Origin of the sequence: Cellulomonas rhizosphaerae, assembly GCF_003470205.1 — a bacterium.
Taxonomy (GTDB): domain Bacteria; phylum Actinomycetota; class Actinomycetes; order Actinomycetales; family Cellulomonadaceae; genus Cellulomonas; species Cellulomonas rhizosphaerae.
Map to the genome: position 1 here is coordinate 1 of NZ_QWKP01000147.1, position 16,042 is coordinate 16,042.

The 16,042-nt window shown below is 74.5% G+C and carries 17 protein-coding genes; 5 read left to right on the plus strand and 12 right to left on the minus strand.

All coding sequences use genetic code 11. The features are described 5' to 3' along the window. The coding region (locus D1825_RS05030; RefSeq protein ID WP_118766360.1) for an isochorismate synthase at nt 1-1,047 on the plus strand (1,047 nt) is incomplete at its 5' end. A 340-nt stretch (nt 1,048-1,387) separates the two neighbouring features. Here D1825_RS05030 and D1825_RS05035 read toward each other — a convergent pair. The 5 genes from D1825_RS05035 to D1825_RS05055 all read right to left on the minus strand — a co-directional run bounded on the left by D1825_RS05035 (nt 1,388) and on the right by D1825_RS05055 (nt 6,845). Then, entirely contained in the window at nt 1,388-3,097 is a 1,710-nt protein-coding gene (locus tag D1825_RS05035; protein ID WP_118766361.1) for a S1C family serine protease, read from the minus strand. Nucleotides 3,098-3,236: 139 nt separating this feature from the next. Next, nucleotides 3,237-5,030, minus strand: coding sequence for a 2-succinyl-5-enolpyruvyl-6-hydroxy-3-cyclohexene-1-carboxylic-acid synthase (menD, locus tag D1825_RS05040; RefSeq protein WP_233549643.1), 1,794 nt, complete (start codon nt 5,028-5,030; stop codon nt 3,237-3,239). Beyond that, a complete protein-coding gene (locus D1825_RS05045) occupies nt 5,030-5,980 on the minus strand; it encodes an o-succinylbenzoate synthase (protein WP_233549644.1) in 951 nt (316 codons plus the stop codon). Before D1825_RS05045 ends, menD begins: the two co-directional genes overlap by 1 nt. 14 nt (nt 5,981-5,994) lie before the next feature. Further along, complete coding sequence (locus D1825_RS05050) at nt 5,995-6,522, minus strand: TetR family transcriptional regulator (protein ID WP_118766363.1); 528 nt, start codon at nt 6,520-6,522, stop codon at nt 5,995-5,997. Continuing rightward, the gene (locus D1825_RS05055) at nt 6,519-6,845 is read right to left on the minus strand and encodes a DMT family transporter (RefSeq protein WP_118766364.1); all 327 of its coding nucleotides are present in this window, start codon (nt 6,843-6,845) and stop codon (nt 6,519-6,521) included. Before D1825_RS05055 ends, D1825_RS05050 begins: the two co-directional genes overlap by 4 nt. Before the next feature lie 83 nt (nt 6,846-6,928). Here D1825_RS05055 and D1825_RS05060 point away from each other — a divergent pair, with 83 nt between their 5' ends. Continuing rightward, a complete protein-coding gene (locus D1825_RS05060) occupies nt 6,929-7,897 on the plus strand; it encodes a 1,4-dihydroxy-2-naphthoyl-CoA synthase (protein ID WP_118766365.1) in 969 nt (322 codons plus the stop codon). Nucleotides 7,898-7,927: 30 nt separating this feature from the next. Here D1825_RS05060 and D1825_RS18400 read toward each other — a convergent pair whose 3' ends face one another. After that, the gene (locus D1825_RS18400) at nt 7,928-8,089 is read right to left on the minus strand and encodes a hypothetical protein (protein ID WP_199721502.1); all 162 of its coding nucleotides are present in this window, start codon (nt 8,087-8,089) and stop codon (nt 7,928-7,930) included. A 97-nt stretch (nt 8,090-8,186) separates the two neighbouring features. Next, nucleotides 8,187-9,257: a DUF3048 domain-containing protein gene (locus D1825_RS05070; protein WP_118766367.1), complete on the minus strand. Its 1,071-nt coding sequence runs from the start codon at nt 9,255-9,257 to the stop codon at nt 8,187-8,189. A 125-nt stretch (nt 9,258-9,382) separates the two neighbouring features. Between D1825_RS05070 and menE the strand changes: the two genes are divergently transcribed. Together menE and D1825_RS05080 are read left to right on the plus strand one after the other, a co-directional pair. Continuing rightward, complete coding sequence (gene menE / locus D1825_RS05075) at nt 9,383-10,486, plus strand: o-succinylbenzoate--CoA ligase (protein WP_118766368.1); 1,104 nt, start codon at nt 9,383-9,385, stop codon at nt 10,484-10,486. 36 nt (nt 10,487-10,522) lie between these two features. Next, the gene (locus tag D1825_RS05080; protein ID WP_118766369.1) at nt 10,523-11,392 is read left to right on the plus strand and encodes a 1,4-dihydroxy-2-naphthoate polyprenyltransferase; all 870 of its coding nucleotides are present in this window, start codon (nt 10,523-10,525) and stop codon (nt 11,390-11,392) included. Nucleotides 11,393-11,395: 3 nt separating this feature from the next. Here the strand turns inward: D1825_RS05080 and D1825_RS05085 are convergent, their stop codons facing one another. Next, nucleotides 11,396-11,680, minus strand: a complete 285-nt coding sequence (locus tag D1825_RS05085; protein ID WP_118766370.1) for a DUF4229 domain-containing protein — start codon at nt 11,678-11,680, stop codon at nt 11,396-11,398. A gap of 54 nt (nt 11,681-11,734) precedes the next feature. On the opposite strand from D1825_RS05085, the gene D1825_RS05090 reads away from it, so the two are divergent. Then, nucleotides 11,735-12,043 carry a PLDc N-terminal domain-containing protein gene (locus tag D1825_RS05090; RefSeq protein ID WP_118766371.1) on the plus strand — a complete coding sequence of 103 codons (309 nt, stop codon included), beginning with the start codon at nt 11,735-11,737 and terminating at the stop codon, nt 12,041-12,043. A gap of 4 nt (nt 12,044-12,047) precedes the next feature. On the opposite strand, the gene ccsB is transcribed toward D1825_RS05090, so the two are convergent. From ccsB to D1825_RS05110, 4 genes are all read right to left on the minus strand, one after another. Then, a complete protein-coding gene (gene ccsB, locus D1825_RS05095; protein WP_118766372.1) occupies nt 12,048-13,067 on the minus strand; it encodes a c-type cytochrome biogenesis protein CcsB in 1,020 nt (339 codons plus the stop codon). Further along, nucleotides 13,064-14,713, minus strand: a complete 1,650-nt coding sequence (gene resB / locus D1825_RS05100) for a cytochrome c biogenesis protein ResB (RefSeq protein ID WP_118766373.1) — start codon at nt 14,711-14,713, stop codon at nt 13,064-13,066. The genes ccsB and resB overlap by 4 nt, the downstream gene beginning before the upstream one ends. Before the next feature lies 1 nt (nt 14,714). Next, nucleotides 14,715-15,512, minus strand: a complete 798-nt coding sequence (locus tag D1825_RS05105) for a cytochrome c biogenesis CcdA family protein (protein WP_407643298.1) — start codon at nt 15,510-15,512, stop codon at nt 14,715-14,717. Beyond that, a partial coding sequence (locus D1825_RS05110) for a TlpA family protein disulfide reductase (RefSeq protein ID WP_138067466.1) occupies nt 15,512-16,042 on the minus strand: 531 nt, incomplete at its 5' end. The genes D1825_RS05110 and D1825_RS05105, both read right to left, overlap by 1 nt.

Consider the following 16,042-nt stretch of genomic DNA (forward strand, 5'->3'; position numbering starts at 1 on the left):
GAGGTCAAGCTGCCCGGCACGGGTCCCGTGGCGTTCGGGTCGTTCGCGTTCGACGAGCACTCCCCCGTCGGCGGCGTTGTCGTCGTGCCGCGCGTCGTCGTCGGACGGCGCGGCGGACGCACGTGGCTGACGACCGTCACGACCGGTGCGCAGCTCGGTTCGGCTCCCGCCCTGGCGGACGTCGTCGGCCCGCGGGTCCCGCCGCACGACCCGGGCGAGGTCGTCTACGCCGACGAGCACGCCGCCGACTGGCAGGACGTGGTGGCCCACGGCATCGCGGCGGTCCGCGCGGGCGAGGTCGACAAGGTCGTCCTGGCGCGCGACGTCGAGGCCCGCACGCAGCGGCCGCTCGACGCGCGCTGGGTGCTCGACCGGCTCGCCGCGCAGTACCCGTCGTGCTGGACGTTCAGCGTGGACGGCATGCTCGGCGCGACGCCCGAGCTGCTGGTCCGGTCCGAGAAGGGCCTGGTCACCTCGCGCGTGCTGGCCGGCACGATCCGCCGCACGGGCGACGACGCCGCCGACGTGGCCCGCGCCGCGATCCTGGCGCACTCCTCGAAGGACCTCGAGGAGCACGAGTACGCGGTCACGTCGGTCGCGCACGCGCTCGAGCCGTTCTGCTCGTCGACCAACGTGCCCGACGTGCCCTTCGTCCTGCACCTGCCGAACGTCCTGCACCTCGCGTCCGACGTGACCGGCGTACTGGCCGGGACCGACGGGGACCACCCCACCTCGCTCGCGCTCGCCGCGGCTCTGCACCCGACCGCCGCCGTGTGCGGCACGCCCACCCAGGCGGCGCGCGAGCTCATCGCGCGCGTCGAGGGCATGGACCGCGGGCGCTACGCGGGGCCAGTCGGCTGGTTCGGCGCGGACGGCGACGGCGAGTGGGGCATCGCGCTGCGCTCGGCCCAGGTCGATCCCGACGACGCGCGCCGCGTGCGGCTCTTCGCGGGCTGCGGCATCGTCGCCGCCTCGGACCCCGCCGCGGAGCTGGCCGAGTCCGAGGCCAAGCTCGTCCCGATGCGCTACGCCCTCTCCCGCGACTGACCCCGCGCCGCTCGTGCCCGGCCCGCGCGCCCGTTCGATCACCGAGCGCGGGTGATACGGACCGAGCGCGGGCGGCACGCCACGCGCGCTCGGTCCGTGCCACCCGCGGTCGGTGCACTGGAACTGGAGCCGCCGGAGATGGCGCTCGCGCCCGTGCGGTCCTGGGGAGGACGGCACGGGCGCGAGGCGTCTCGGCCGCCCCGAGGGGACGCGGGGGGGCCGGTGCGGTCCTGGGTGCGGACCGCGGGAGCGGCACGAGTGTGCGTGCCGCTGGTCTGAGGTCGGCGGCCGGCGCGTCAGGGGGGATCGCGCCGGTCGCCGACCGGTTCAGGGGTGGGCGTCAGCCCTGACCGCCCTGGTCGCTGCTGCCACCGAGGTCGCCCTGGTGCTCCTGGAACCACTTGTACAGCTGCTCCGGGGTGAGCGAACCGAGGTCCGAGCCGTCGCCGGGGGTGGCCTGGCCGGAGCCGTCGCCGGGCTGGGTGCCCTGGTCCGAGCCGTCGCCGGGCAGCTGGCCCGAGCCGTCGCCGGGGAGCGTGCCCTGGTCCGAGCCGTCGCCGGGCGTCGTCTGGTCGGGCGTGCTCTGCGACGAGGTCGTGTCCTCGCGGGTCGCGAGGGTCACGGTGACGTCGATCGCCTTGCCGTCGCGGACGATGGTCAGCTTGGCGTCGTCGCCCGACGCGAGCGAGCGGACGTACGCGGTGAGCGACTCGGCGCCGCCGACCGGCTTGTCGTTGATCGCGACGACGACGTCACCCTTGACGAGCTTGGCCGCCGCGGCCGGGGAGCCGTCGGAGACCGACTCGACGACCGCACCGGCGCGCGTGACCCCGTCCGCGGTGGCCGTGCCGTCGTTCAGCGTCACGCCGAGGAACGCGTGCTTGGCGGTGCCGCTGGAGATGAGCTGCGCGGCGACGTTCTTGACGAGGTTCGACGGGATGGCGAAGCCGAGGCCGATCGAGCCCGACTCGCTCGACAGCGTCGCGATGGACGAGTTGATGCCGATGACGCGACCCTGCGCGTCGAACAGCGGGCCGCCCGAGTTGCCGGGGTTCACCGCGGCGTCCACCTGGATCGCGTTGGTGACGGTGCCCTCGCCGCCGTTCTCGCCCTGGGTCGAGACGGGACGGTCGACGGCCGAGACGATGCCGGTCGTGACGGTGTTCGCCAGGCCGAGCGGGTTGCCGACGGCCATCACGGGCTCGCCGACGACGACGGCCGCCGAGTCACCGATCGCCGCGGGCACGAGGCCGCTGGGCGCGTCGTCGAGCTTGATGACCGCGAGGTCGGTCGTCGGGTCGGTGCCCACGACGGTGGCCTGCAGGATGCGGCCGTCGGTCAGCGTGACCGAGACCTTGCCCTGCGCGCCGGAGACCACGTGGTTGTTCGTGACGATGTGGCCGGAGTCGTCGATGATGACGCCCGAGCCCTGCGCGCTGCCGTCGGCCGTGGTGACCGTGATCGCGACGACCGAGGCCTGCACGGCCGCGGAGACCTTCTGCCAGTCCGGGTCGTCCGAGGTCGAGCCGGAGACCGGGACGGTGTCGTTCGACGACCGGCCGATGGTAGCCAGCGACGCGGCGGAGGTGCCGCCGTTGTCGCCGTCGTCCTGCGAGATGCCGTAGACGGCGATGCCGGCGACGAGCGCGCCCACGGCGGCGGCCGAGGTGATCGGGAGCCAGGCGCTGCGCTTCTTGGTGCGGGCCGGAGCGGTCGCGACGGCGGTCTGCTGCTCGCCGAACCACGGGGTGACCGGCTGCTGCGGCGCCTGCTGCGCCGCGTACGGGGTGCCGGCGTAGGCGATGGGGGCGGTGTGCGGCGCGGCCTGCGCGATCGGGGTCGTGTGCGCCTGGGCGGCGGCGGCCTGCGCGGCGGCGGCGCGGTCCGCTGCCTCGCGCTGGGCTGCCTCGCGCTGGGCTGCCTCGTAGAGCGCGCGCTGGTCGGCGGGCGCCGCGGGGTGCGGCGGCGTGAACGGGTTCGTGGGGTGCGCGACGGGCGGGATGGGCTGCGTCGGCGCTGCCTGCGGGTGCTCGTTCTCTGGCGTGGTCATGTGTGTGGCCTCCTCGGTATGACCACTACCCAACCCGGCCGCGCTGGAGGGAGCCTTCGTGGAACCTGGGAGTTCGCTGCGAGTTGTGCAGGTGCAGCCGTGCCGTCGGTCACACCCGTCGTGACCTGGGACTTCGTGCCTACTGCTCGAGTCCGGCGACGGCCGCCGCGACGTCGGCCGCGAGCCGCTCACCCAGCGTCCGCCGCCCCGCACGGTCCACCCGCACCTCGACCACCGACAGCCCGGGCCCCGGGCCCGCGAGCGCCGGGAGCAGCCCTTCGACGTCCCCGACTCGGGTGTGCCGCACCCCGTAGCCCGCGCACAGCGCCGCGACGTCGACCCCGTGCGGCGTGCCGAACACCCGCTCGAAGACGTCCGCGCGGGCGGGCTCACCCGGCTCGAGGGTCGCGAAGATCGATCCGCCGTCGTCGTTCGCGACGACGACCTGCAGGTCGACCGCGGGCTCGAGCGGACCCCGCAGCAGTCCGCCGACGTCGTGCAGGAACGTCAGGTCGCCCAGCAGCACGCGCACGCGGCGGCGCGGCAGGCCGAGCGCGACGCCGACCGCGGTCGAGACCGTGCCGTCGATGCCCGCGAGGCCGCGGTTGGCGAGCACGCCCGGCGGCTCGTCCCAGCGCGCGACGAGGTCCAGGTCCCGGACCGGGTTCGAGGATCCGACGACGAGCACGTCGTCGGGGAGCGACGCGGCCGCGACCGCCCGCGCGAGCGCCGGCCCGGTGACGCGCGCGCCGGCCCGCTTGCGATGACCCCGCTCGGGCGGGTCGAGCACCGCGTCGATCGCCTCGGCCGCGGCGAGCCCCGCCGCCTGCCACGCCTCGAGCCAGCCCGCGGGCGAGCCGAGCCGGCCGGTACGCATCCGGCTCGGCGGCTCGAGCAGCACCTGGTCGGCGCCGCGCGCGGCGTCGGGCCACGTCGCGCCCGTGGGCGCGATGACGACGACCTCGACGTCCGGCCGCGCGAGCAGCTGCTGCACCGGGCGCGAGAGCGTGGGACGGCCGAGCACCACGACGCGGCGCACGCGCCCGCCGAGGCGCTCGTCGGCCAGCAGCAGCCGGTAGGCGGGGATGGCGTTCGGACCGCCGCGGGCGCCCGACGACGGTTCGGCGAGCAGCGGCCACGCGTTGGCCTCGGCGAGCCGGCGCGCGCTGACGCCCGCGCCGTCGCCCGCCACGAGGACCGTCGGCGTGCCACCCAGCCGCCCACCCCGGACGGGGGCGCGCGACGGATCTGGGGCGGGCACGGCCGCGACGGGCCGAGCGTCCACGTGCGCCAGGCCCGCGGTCGCGGGCTCGGGCCACGGCCCGGAGCCCGGCACGAGCGGCTCGCGGTAGCAGAGGTTGAGGTGGACAGGGCCGGGCGCGCCCGTGCGCGCACCGGTCGCGGCGGCGACGGCGCGCACGGCCAGCGCGCGGGTGTCCCGCGGCTCGTCGGGCAGGCCAGACGGAGCGGGGACGTCGACCGCGAGGCGGACGGCGCCGGCGAAGAGGCCGACCTGCTCGGTGGTCTGGCTGGCGCCGGTGCCGCGCAGCTCGTGCGGGCGGTCCGCCGTCAGCACGAGCAGCGGGACACCGCTGTGGTGTGCCTCGAGGACGGCGGGGTGCAGGTTGGCGACCGCCGTGCCGGACGTCGTGACGACCGCGACGGGTCGCGGCGACTCGGCCAGCGCGTGCGCGCGGGCCAGGCCGACCGCGAGGAACCCGGCCGAGCGCTCGTCGACCCGCACGTGCAGGTTCAGCGCGGGGGCGCCGTCCGGTCGCTCGGCGTCGGTGCGCGCGGCGTCCGCGAGCGCGTAGGCCAGCGGCGCGCTGCGCGAGCCCGGGGCGAGGACGACGTCATGCACGCCGAGCGCGGCGAGCGCCTGGAGCAGCACCCGCGCCGCCGTCGTCGCGGGATGCGTGGTCACGCCCGCCATCATGCCTGGTCGGCGCCGTGCCGCTCGACCTCGCGCAGGCGCGCGGCCCACCGCTGCGCCAGCTCCGGGTCGGCGGCCGCACGCTCGAGCAGGGTCTCGTCAGGCACGGGCCGGCGCACCTCGAGCGCGCCGTCGACGGGCAGCAGGGGGTCGACGACCACGTCGGACGTCAGCAGCTGTGCAGTGGCCAGCCCGCACGCGTAGGGCAGCTCGGGCAGCGCGGCCGCGAGCGCGACCCCGGCGGCCAGCCCCACGGAGGTCTCCAGCGCCGACGAGACGACCACGGGCAGCCCGATCCGCTCGGCGAGCTCGAGGCACGCCCGCACCCCACCGAGCGGCTGCACCTTGAGCACCACGACGTCGGCCGCCTCGGCGCGCGCCACGGCGAGAGGGTCGGACGCCCGGCGGATGGACTCGTCGGCTGCGATCGGGACGTGCGTGCGCCGGCGCAGGCGGGCCAGGTCGTCGACGGTCGGCACGGGCTGCTCGGCGTACTCGAGCCCCCCGGCCGCGCGGTCGAGCGCGGCGAGGCGAGCGACCGCGGTGTCCAGGTCCCAGGCCGCGTTGGCGTCGACCCGGATGGCCCCGTCGGGCCCGATCGCGTCCCGCACGGCCTCGAGCCGCGCGACCTCGTCGGCCAGGGACTGCCCGGGCTCGGCGACCTTGACCTTGGCCGTCCGGCACCCGCCGGACCGGGTGACGATCGCGTGCGCCTGCTCGGGCCCGACCGCCGGCACGGTCACGTTCACCGGGATCCGGTCGCGCACCGCCGCAGGCCAGCCGAGGTCGGCGGCCTCGCGCGCCGCGCGCCACCAGGCGAAGGACTCCGCCGCGTCGTAGTCCCAGAACGGGCTGAACTCGGCCCAGCCGGCGTCGCCCCGGACCAGGAGGCCGTCCCGCCGGAGCAGGCCTCGGAAGCGGGTCCGCAGGGCGATGTCGTACACGAGCACGGGGACCACCGTAGTCAGAGCGCCCGGGACACGACCGCGCGCACGTGCTCGGCCACCGGCCGGCCCTCGCTCAGGGCCGCCACCGCGGCGCCGTCGACGAGCGCAACGAGGACCTCGGGCGGCCAGGCCAGCCCCAGGCCGGCAACCACGGCGTCGAGATCCGCACGCCCGGCGGCGTAGGCGCGAGCGAGAGCGGGGACGGCCCCGGCGCCGACGAGGTGCGCGTAGTGCCCGCGCACGTGCTGCGCGTCGCCCGCGGGCAGGACCGCCCGGACCAGCAGCTCCGCGGGCGGAGCGTCCGCGGACTCGACGGTCGCCCGCGCGTGCGCGGCCCACGCCGCGGCGAGGTCGGCACCGGCCGCGGCCAGCAGCTCGTCGAGGTCGGCGAAGTAGTACGTGGTCGCCGAGAGCGACGCACCCGCCCGCGCCGCGACCGCCCGGTGGCTCACGCCCGCCGGCCCGGCCTCGAGGACGAGCGCGGCGGCCGCGGCCACGAGGTCGGCCCGGCGCTGCTCGCCGCGCGCCCGTCGCCCGTCGGTCATGCGTGCGCACCACCCGAGGCGTTGAGCCCGACGACGCCCGCGAGGATGAGCAGGATCGAGACGACCTTGACCAGCGTCACGGGCTCGTCGAGGAACGTCATCGCGAGCACCGCCGTGGTCACGGCGCCGATGCCGACCCACACCGAGTACGCACCGCCGACCGGCAGGGTCCGCAGCGCGAACGCGAGGCCAGCCATGCTCGCCGCGAGCAGCACCCCGAACCCGATCGTCGGCCACAGCCGCGTGAACCCGTGGGACTCCTTGAGACACAGAGCCCAGCCGGCCTCGAGCAGACCCGACACCACCAGCACGATCCACGCCATGACAACCACCTCGGTACGGACGAAGCACGGGCCGGGTGACAGATCCGCCGTCGCACGTGTTTCTAGTACGAGCGTACCAGAAGATGCACGCCAGTAGGCTGGCGCCCGTGAACGCACCGCTGCCCGACCGCGTGTCCGAGACGTTCGACCCGACGCGCTGGCGCACGGTCGACGGGTTCGAGGACCTCACCGACCTCACCTACCACCGCGGCTACGACCGCGGTCAAGGAGGTCGCGACCTGCCCGTCGTGCGCGTGGCCTTCGACCGGCCCGAGGTGCGCAACGCGTTCCGCCCGCACACGGTCGACGAGCTCTATCGCGTGCTCGACCACGCGCGCATGACCTCGAGCGTCGGCACCGTGCTCCTCACCGGCAACGGCCCGAGCCCGCGCGACGGCGGCTGGGCGTTCTGCAGCGGCGGCGACCAGCGCATCCGCGGCCGCGACGGCTACCGCTACGCGGACGGCGAGACGGCCGAGGCGGTCGATCCCGCGCGCGCCGGCCGGCTGCACATCCTCGAGGTGCAGCGCCTCATCCGGACCATGCCCAAGGTCGTCGTCGCGCTCGTCGGCGGCTGGGCGGCCGGCGGCGGCCACTCCCTGCACGTCGTCGCGGACCTGACGATCGCCTCGCGCGAGCACGCGCGGTTCATGCAGACCGACGCGAACGTCGGCTCGTTCGACGGCGGCTACGGCTCGGCGCTGCTGGCCCGGCAGGTCGGTCAGAAGCGGGCCCGCGAGATCTTCTTCCTGGCCCGCGAGTACTCGGCCGACGACGCCCTGGCCTGGGGCGCGGTCAACGACGTCGTCCCGCACGCCGAGCTCGAGGACGCGGGGCTGGAGTACGCGCGGATCATCGCGAGCAAGTCGCCGCAGGCCGTGCGGATGCTCAAGTTCGCGTTCAACCTGGCCGACGACGGCCTCGCGGGCCAGCAGGTGTTCGCCGGCGAGGCGACCCGCCTGGCGTACATGACGGACGAGGCGGTCGAGGGCCGGGACGCGTTCCTGCAGCGCCGCGAGCCGGACTGGTCGGGCTTCCCGTACGCGTACTGATCGGGCGCGTACTGATGTGGCGCGTACTGATCAGGCGCTCGTGAACGACCAGACGACGACGTCGACCACCTGAGCCACCAGCACGGCGGCACCCACCAGGAGGCCGACGAGGATCACGCCGGCGGTGACGACCGCCCCGAGGGATGCGGTGTCGTGCTCGCGGAGGTGCTGGTGCGGGTGCGTCGTGGCCATGCGACCAGCGTCGCCCGCGGGCACGTGCGCCCACATCGGCCCCCGGTCGCGAGGCCCGACGGCGCGCGTCAGCCCCCCGGTGCGGGGATCTCCTCCCTCAGGAGGAGATCTTCACCGAGCCGTCCTCCTTGGGGACGAGCTCGACCCACGTGTTGCCGGGCGCGAGGAGCGCGGGTTCGCCGTCGGCCGTGAACAGCCGCAGCGGCTTGTCCTTGGCCTCCTTCTTCCACGTCACCGCGATCGACTTGCCGCCGGTCGCGACGAACCCCTTGCCGGAACCGACGAGGTCGTAGGTCGGCACGGGCGCGCCGCCCTGGGCGTTGAAGCCCGAGTCCGGGTGGCGGGCGATGACGGTGACGACGTTCACGGCCGAGAGCTGCTTGCCGCTGCGGGCCATCGCCTTGGCCGAGCCCTCGTAGCGCTTCCAGGTACCCGACTTGCCGTCCCAGTCCCAGGACGGGTTGGCGGCGGCCGAGAGGCGGTAGGTGAGCTTGGAGGCGGACTTGCCGTCGGCGACCGCGGCCGCGGCCTCGGCGTCGCGCGCGAACAGGAACTGCTCGCCGGGCGCGTCCTGGTGGGTCTTGTTGGCGGACGCCCAGAACGTCTTGGGGGTGCCGTACACGTTGTGCGGCGCGGCCCGGTCCTGCGTGCGGTACATCCCCGCGGCGCCCGCGTCGTGGCTCAGCGGCTGGATGCCGTTCTTGGCGATGAGCGGCAGGATGCCGCGCTGACCGCCGGAGAACGCCAGCAGGCCGTGCATGGGCGACAGGATGATCGGGTCCATCGGGCGCACCGAACGGATCGGGCCGACCTCGTCCGGCACCTTGGACTGGAACACCGCGATGAACCGCGAGACCTGGAACTCGACCACGGTCTCCCAGACGATGTCCGCCTGGTCGAGCCCGGTCTGCGGACGGGCCTGCGAGGTGTTCTCGATCTTGACCGCGAGCGCGGGCCGGTTCTTCGGCTCGCCCGCGACGCCGGTGAGCGGCCACACGGGCTCGGTCGAGGGCGTGGGGGCGGGCGTCTTGTCGGCGGTGATCGTCGGGCCCACGGTGACGGGCGCGGGCGTCGTCGGCGCCGGGTCGGGCGACCCGCTGCACGCTGCGAGCACGAGGGCGAGGCTGCTCACCGTCGCGGTGGCCAGCCAGCCGGACTTCGTCGTCATCTGCACTCCCCTGGGCTTCCGCACGGGGACAAGGCTGACATACGCCGAGCGGTGCGTGCGCACGCCCACGCCGCAGCGACGGTCGGCCGACGGCAGCCCGCCGCCCCGGGACCTAGTCTGGTCGCGTGAACCGGCCGCTGCGTGACGTCCCCGCGCGGCCCGACGCCCTCCTCGACGCGCTCGCCGCAGCGCTCGACGGCAGCGGCCCGGCGGTCGCGCCCGGCGATCCAGGAGCAGCTGCGACCGTTCCCGACGACGTGGCGCTCGTCGTCCGCACGTCCGGCTCGACGGGCGAACCCCGCGGCGTCATGCTCGGCGGGCCGGCGCTCCGCGCCTCGGCCGGAGCGACCGCTGCGCGCCTGTCCGGCCCGGGCCGCTGGCTCCTCGCGCTGCCGCCCCAGCACGTCGCGGGCGTCCAGGTGCTGGTCCGCTCGGTCCTGGCGGGCACGACGCCCGTCGTGATGGACCCGGGCCCGTTCCGGCCCGACGGCTTCGTCGCTGCGACCGCACGCCTCGGCGCGGGCACCCGCTACACCTCCCTCGTCCCCACCCAGCTCGTCCGGCTGCTCGACGACCCCGCCGCCGCGGACGCCCTGGCCACGTACGACGCCGTGCTGCTCGGGGGCGCCGCGACGGCGACCGGCGTGCTCGACGACGCCCGCGCGCGCGGCATCCGCGTCGTGACCACGTACGGCATGTCCGAGACGTGCGGCGGCTGCGTCTACGACGGGGTCCCGCTCGACGGCGTGCAGGTCGCGATCGACGACGGTCGCGTCGCCCTTGCCGGCCCGGTGCTGGCCACCGGCTACCTCGGCCGCCCGGACCTCGACGCGGAGACGTTCGTCGTCGCCGAGGGCGTGCGCCGGCTGCGCACCGCGGATCTCGGGCGGCTCGACGACGGGGTCCTGACCCTGCTCGGCCGCGCGGACGACGTCATCATCACGGGCGGCACCAACGTCGCGCCCGCGGCCGTCGAGGACGTCGTGGCCGGACTGGCCGGGGTCGCGGAGGTCTGCGTCATCGGTGTGCCCGACGAGCAGTGGGGCCAGCTCGTGGTCGCCGCGGTCGTGGCCGCCGGCGAGCCGCCCACTCTCGACGAGGTCCGCGCCGCGGTCACGGCTCGCCTGGGCGTCCCGGCCGCCCCGCGCCGCCTCGTCGTCCTCGACTCCCTGCCCCAGCGCGGCCCGGGCAAGCACGACCGCCGCGCCCTGACAGCCGCACTCACCTAGCACTCACCTAGCACTCACCGACCGGAGGATCACCACGTGACGTCAACCCAGGACTGGGTCGCCGGCGCGCGCCTGCGCACCCTGCCCGCAGCCGCCGCCCCGGTGCTCGTCGGCACGGGCGCGGCCGCGGAGCTCGGCTCCGCCCACCTCGGCCGGGCCGCGCTCGCGCTCGGCGTCGCGCTCGCGCTGCAGGTCGGCGTCAACTACGCCAACGACTACTCCGACGGCATCCGCGGCACCGACCTCGAGCGCGTGGGCCCGATGCGCCTGACCGCCTCGGGTGCCGCCGAGCCGAAGGCGGTCCGCAACGCGGCGTTCGCGGCGTTCGGCGTCGCGGCCCTGCTCGGCCTCTGGCTCGTGGCCCTGTCCGGCGCGTGGTGGCTGCTCGCGGTCGGCGTGCTGGCCATCGTCGCGGCCTGGACGTACACGGGCGGCAAGACGCCCTACGGCTACCTCGGCCTCGGCGAGGTCGGCGTCTTCGTCTTCTTCGGCCTCGTCGCGGTGCTCGGCACCACCTACACGCAGGCGGGCGAGCTCTCCTGGGCGGCGTGGGTCGGCGCGGTCGCCGTCGGGCTGCTCGCGTGCGCGCTGCTCATGGTCAACAACCTGCGCGACGTGCCGACGGACGCGCTCGTCGGCAAGCGGACGGTCGCGGTCCGCCTGGGCGAGCACCGCGCCCGTCGCGCCTACGCGGCGCTCGTGATCGTGCCGGTGCTGCTCGGCACGGTGTGCGCGTTCGCGAACCCGTGGGCGATCATCGTGCTCGTGCTGCTGGCGCCGGCGATCGTGCTGGCCGTGGCGGTGCTGGTCGGCGCGCGCGGCCGGGCCCTGATCCCCATCCTTGCCGGGACCGGGATGCTTGAGCTCGCGTTCGGCGTGCTGCTGGGGATGGGCCTGGCGCTGTAGGCGTCAGCTCGGGTCGACGTCCCGCCGCGCGGCCTCGTCGATCGCGTCCTCGAGCTCGGCGTCCTGCTCGGTGTGCGTGAGCGCGCGGTCGGGGTGCTTCTCGGAGCGTGCCTGCACGTATGCGGCGGCCTTCTCGCGCTGCTTGCCGAGCAGCACGTAGCTGAGCAGCCAGCCGATCACGAGGCCCGCGACGGGGGCCAGCCACGAGTGCATCCCGGCCCACCAGATCCCCGCCGTCGCGACGGCGAACAGGGCGAGGCGCAGCAGGGTGTAGGTCACGACGGGCACGTCTCCAGGGTAGGTCAGGAGGGGGCGTGGCCCGAACCGCACTAACCTGGGGCGATGCGCTACCTCGGCACCCTGCTGCTCATCGGACTCGTCGTCTACTGCGTGATCGACATCGTGCGCAGCGAGCCCGCCGAGCGGCTCAACGTCCCCCGCGCGCTGTGGGTGCTGCTCGTGGTGCTCATCCCGGTGCTGGGCTCGATCGTGTGGATCGCCGTGAGCTGGACGCACCGCAGCACGCACGGCCCGGCGACGCGTCGCGTGAGCCGCGGCCCGTCGGCGCCCGACGACGACCCCGAGTTCCTCTGGAAGCTCGACGAGGAGCGCCGGCGCAAGAACCCGCCGAAGGACGAGCCGGCGCCGTAGCGCCTCAGAGCCCCGAGTACGAGTGCTTGCCCGTCACCACGAGGTTCACCACGGTGAAGTTGGCGAGCACCACGGCGTAGCCGACGAAGACGAAGTACGCCGCCCGACGACCGCTCCAGCCGCGCGTCGTGCGCGCGTGCAGGTACGCCGCATAGACGACCCAGGCGATGAACGTGCCGATCTCCTTGGGGTCCCAGCCCCAGTAGCGGCCCCACGCGTGCTCGGCCCAGATCGCGCCGCCGATGAGCGTGAACGTCCACAGCACGAAGCCGACCGCGTTGAGGCGGAACGCCATCGCCTCGAGGCGGCGCGCGTCCGGCACCTGCTCGAGCCACGCGAACCGCGGACCGGTCACGGCCCAGCCGGACAGCGACGCGCGCAGACCGCCGGCCTTCACGCCCGGGCCGACGAGGTGCGAGTGGTCGTTCTCGCGCCCGTCGCGCAGCACCTGCAGCACCGAGGCGGCGAACGCCACGGTGAAGATGCCGGTCGCGGTGATCGCGACGCCCACGTGGATGATCAGCCAGTAGCTCTGCAGCGCGGGCTGCACGGCCTCGGCCTGGATGTAGAACTTGAGCAGCGCCAGGGCCAGCGACAGCACGGACATGCCGAGCACGATCACGCTGATGAACGGGATGATCCGGCGGCGCTGCATGATCGCGAGCACGAGGGTCGCGACGAAGACGCCGACGAGCGTGAACTCGTACATGTTGGCGGTGGGCCAGCGGCCGGCCGCGATGCCGCGCGTGACGATGCCGGCGAACAGCAGCGCGACGCCCAGGTAGTGCGTGGCGCGGGCGATGCCCTCGGCGCGCAGCGAACGGCTCGGTGCGGCCTCGTCGGCCGATCCGGCGACGGCGCTGACGGGGCCGCCGACGGACGCCCCGACGGGGACGGCGGCCGGGGCGCGGCGCGTGGCCTGCTCGGCGATGCGCGCCATGTCCACGGTGTAGGCGATGAGCGCGACCGTGAAGGCCGTCGCTGCCGCCCAGACCAGGAGGGTGCTCAGGTCACCGGTGTTCATGGCGTCTCCTGCGTCGAAGCGGGCTTGTTCTGCAGATCGGGCAGCGTCGCCGCCAGGATCCTGTCGAGCTCCGGTTGGAGCCCCACGTCGTCGCCGCGCGCCAGTCCGGCGGCGGTGACCACTGTACGACCGCCGTCGCTCGCGGCGCGTACCCAGATGCGGCGGCGGGGGGCGAACAGCGAGGTCGCGAGGCCGAGGAAGGCCAGCACCGCGAACACGAGCACGAACGTCAGCGAGGGGTCGTAGCGCAGGTCGAGCGCGACGAACCGCGGCAGCGCCTTGAACGTCAGCGATCCCAGCCCGTCCGGCAGGTCGATTGTCTCGCCGAGCTTGACGTACAACGTCACGGGGTCGCCGTTCGCGTCGACCGACTGCGTCATGCGGGACTCGTCGAGCTCGTACACGTTCTGCGGGACGCCGGTGTCGAGCCCGAGGTTGCCGTGCCAGACCGTCAGCACCAGCAGCGGGTTGCCGGGCTGCGGGTAGATCGACTGCCACGTCGTGTCGTCCACCTGCCGCGCGGTGGGCAGGAGGTAGCCGACGATGCCGATCTGGTCCTGGTCGCCGGAGACGCTCGGCACCTTGACGACGCCGCGCGAGGTGTACTGCGGGTTCTGCGGCAGGAACGGGGTCTCACCGCCGCCGGCGACCTTGCCCGAGGCGTCACGCACCTCGATGTCCGGCGCGTAGCCGTTGCCCTGCAAATAGACCTTCGCGCCGTCGACGTCGAGCGGGTGGTTGACCTTGATCGTCTTCTTGACCGGGTCCTTGCCGGGCTCCGCGAGCGTGACGTGCGCCGTGAAGTCGCGCGGGTTGAGCGTCACGGGGTCGAACCGGGACTCGAAGTCGTCGAGCTGCATGGTGAACGGCTCGAGCGTCGAGGGGTCGAACGCGGTGCCCTGCTCGAAGGTGTCGTACTTGACCACCGAGTTCGCGAAGCCGTTGCCCTGCACGACGATCGCCTGCCCGCGGTAGTGCAGCAGCTGGCCCGTCGCGACCGAGATGAGCAGGCCGACGAGCGCCAGGTGGAACAGCAGGTTGCCGCTCTCGCGCAGGTAGCCGCGCTCGGCCGAGACCGACCAGGCGCCGTTGCCCTCGTCGCGCACGTCGACGCGGTACCGGGGCCACAGCGGCAGCCACGGCCGGCGCAGGACCGCGGCCGCGGCGCGGACCACCGTCTCCGGCTCGTCGGCCGAGACGCCCTCGCCCTGCGCCGGGAAGCGCGTGAAGCGGCGCGGGGTGCGGGGCGGACGGCCGCGCATCGCGGTGAAGTGGACCTTGGTGCGCGGCAGGATGCAGCCGACGAGCGAGACGAACAGCAGGATGTAGATCGCCGAGAACCACACCGAGGCGTAGACGTCGAAGAAACCGAGCCGGTCGAGCCAGGGACCGGTGCTCGCGTGGTCGGCGAGATAGGTCGCGACCTTGGTCTCGTCCTGCGCGCGCTGCGGGAACATCGTCCCGGGCACCGCGGCGACGGCGAGCAGCATGAGCAGCAGGAGTGCGACGCGCATGCTCGTCAGCTGGCGCCACATCCAGCGCAGCCAGCCGACGACGCCGATCGAGGGGACGGCGACCGGAGCGTCCGGGGCGTCCGACTCGGCGCTGAACGTGTCCTCGAGCCCCTCGGGGCGGTAGCGCACCACGTCACACCACCGTCGTGAAGCCGTCGTCGCCCGTCAGCAGCCCCTGCAACCAGGACGCCCACTCGCCCCACACGCCCGTGACGAGCGCGAGGCCGATGACGACGAGCATGCCGCCGCCGATCCGCATGATGGCCAGCCGGTGGCGACGCAGGAAGCCGAGCGCGCGCGTCGAGGACTCGAACCCGAACGCGACCAGCAGGAACGGCAGCCCGAGCCCGAGGCAGAACATGACCGAGAGCAGCGCGCCCCGCCACGGCGTCCCGCCGTCGAGCGAGAGCGCGAAGATCGCGGTGAGCGTCGGGCCGATGCACGGCACCCAGCCCAGGCCGAACGTCAGGCCGAGCAGCGGCGCGCCCCACAGCCCGGCCCGCGGCGCGAGGTGCACGCGGCGCTCGTTCTGCAGGAAGGGGATCAGGCCGATGAAGGCCAGCCCCATGATGATCACGACGACGCCCATGATCCGCGTGATGGGGTCCTGGTAGCGCGAGAGCCACCCGCCGAGCGACCCGGCGAGCACCCCGAAGGCGACGAACACGACCGTGAAGCCGGCGACGAACAGCGAGACCCCGAGCAGCACCCGCGAGCGCGCCGGAGCGACGCGAGTCGTCGTCGTCCCCCGCTCCGCAAGATTCTCCGCCGAGCCGGACATGCCCCCGAGGTACCCGAGGTAGCCGGGGACGAGCGGCAGGACGCACGGCGAGGCGAAGGACACCAGCCCCGCGATCACCGCGACGGGGATCGCGAGCAGCAGCGTGCCGGAGGCGGCGGTCTGCCCGAACCAGTCGCCGGCGCCGGCGATCACGAACCCTCCGCGAGCGCGTCGTCGACGACCCCGCGCAGGGTGGACGCGTCGGCGATGCCGAGGATGCGCGCGGCGACCTTGCCCTCACGGTCGAGCACGACGGTCGTGGGGACGGCGTTGATGGGGATGACGCCCTGCAGCGCGGCCACGCCGGCGCCGGTGCTGTCGTCGATGCTCGGGTAGGGAACCTCGAACTTGCGCTGGAACGCCTCGGCGTCGCCCGCTCCATCGGTGCCGTTCAGGCCGATGACGCGCACACCCTTGGCCTCGTAGTCGTTGGCGAGGTCGACCAGGTCGGGCGCCTCGGCGCGGCACGGCGGGCAGTTCGCGTACCAGGTGTTGATGACGACGACGTCGCCGAGCCAGCCCGCGACGTCCTGCTTCTCACCGGCGTAGTCCGTGCCCGCGAGCGCGACCGGACCCTTGCGGTCACCGGCCGGCCACGTGGCGATCGCACCGTCGCTGGAGACGTAGCCCTGGTTGCTCACGTCGTTCGAGCCCTGACCGTCACCGCTGCTGCAGGCGCC

What these genes read in the sequence shown, in the direction of transcription:
- D1825_RS05035 (WP_118766361.1), bottom strand. Translation starts at nt 3,097, where the DNA reads ATGACCACGCCAGAGAACGAGCACCCGCAGGCAGCGCCGACGCAGCCC.
- menD (WP_233549643.1), bottom strand. Translation starts at nt 5,030, where the DNA reads ATGGCGGGCGTGACCACGCATCCCGCGACGACGGCGGCGCGGGTGCTG.
- D1825_RS05050 (WP_118766363.1), bottom strand. Translation starts at nt 6,522, where the DNA reads ATGACCGACGGGCGACGGGCGCGCGGCGAGCAGCGCCGGGCCGACCTC.
- D1825_RS05055 (WP_118766364.1), bottom strand. Translation starts at nt 6,845, where the DNA reads ATGGCGTGGATCGTGCTGGTGGTGTCGGGTCTGCTCGAGGCCGGCTGG.
- D1825_RS05060 (WP_118766365.1), top strand. Translation starts at nt 6,929, where the DNA reads ATGCACGCCAGTAGGCTGGCGCCCGTGAACGCACCGCTGCCCGACCGC.
- D1825_RS18400 (WP_199721502.1), bottom strand. Translation starts at nt 8,089, where the DNA reads ATGGCCACGACGCACCCGCACCAGCACCTCCGCGAGCACGACACCGCA.
- D1825_RS05070 (WP_118766367.1), bottom strand. Translation starts at nt 9,257, where the DNA reads ATGACGACGAAGTCCGGCTGGCTGGCCACCGCGACGGTGAGCAGCCTC.
- D1825_RS05090 (WP_118766371.1), top strand. Translation starts at nt 11,735, where the DNA reads ATGCGCTACCTCGGCACCCTGCTGCTCATCGGACTCGTCGTCTACTGC.
- ccsB (WP_118766372.1), bottom strand. Translation starts at nt 13,067, where the DNA reads ATGAACACCGGTGACCTGAGCACCCTCCTGGTCTGGGCGGCAGCGACG.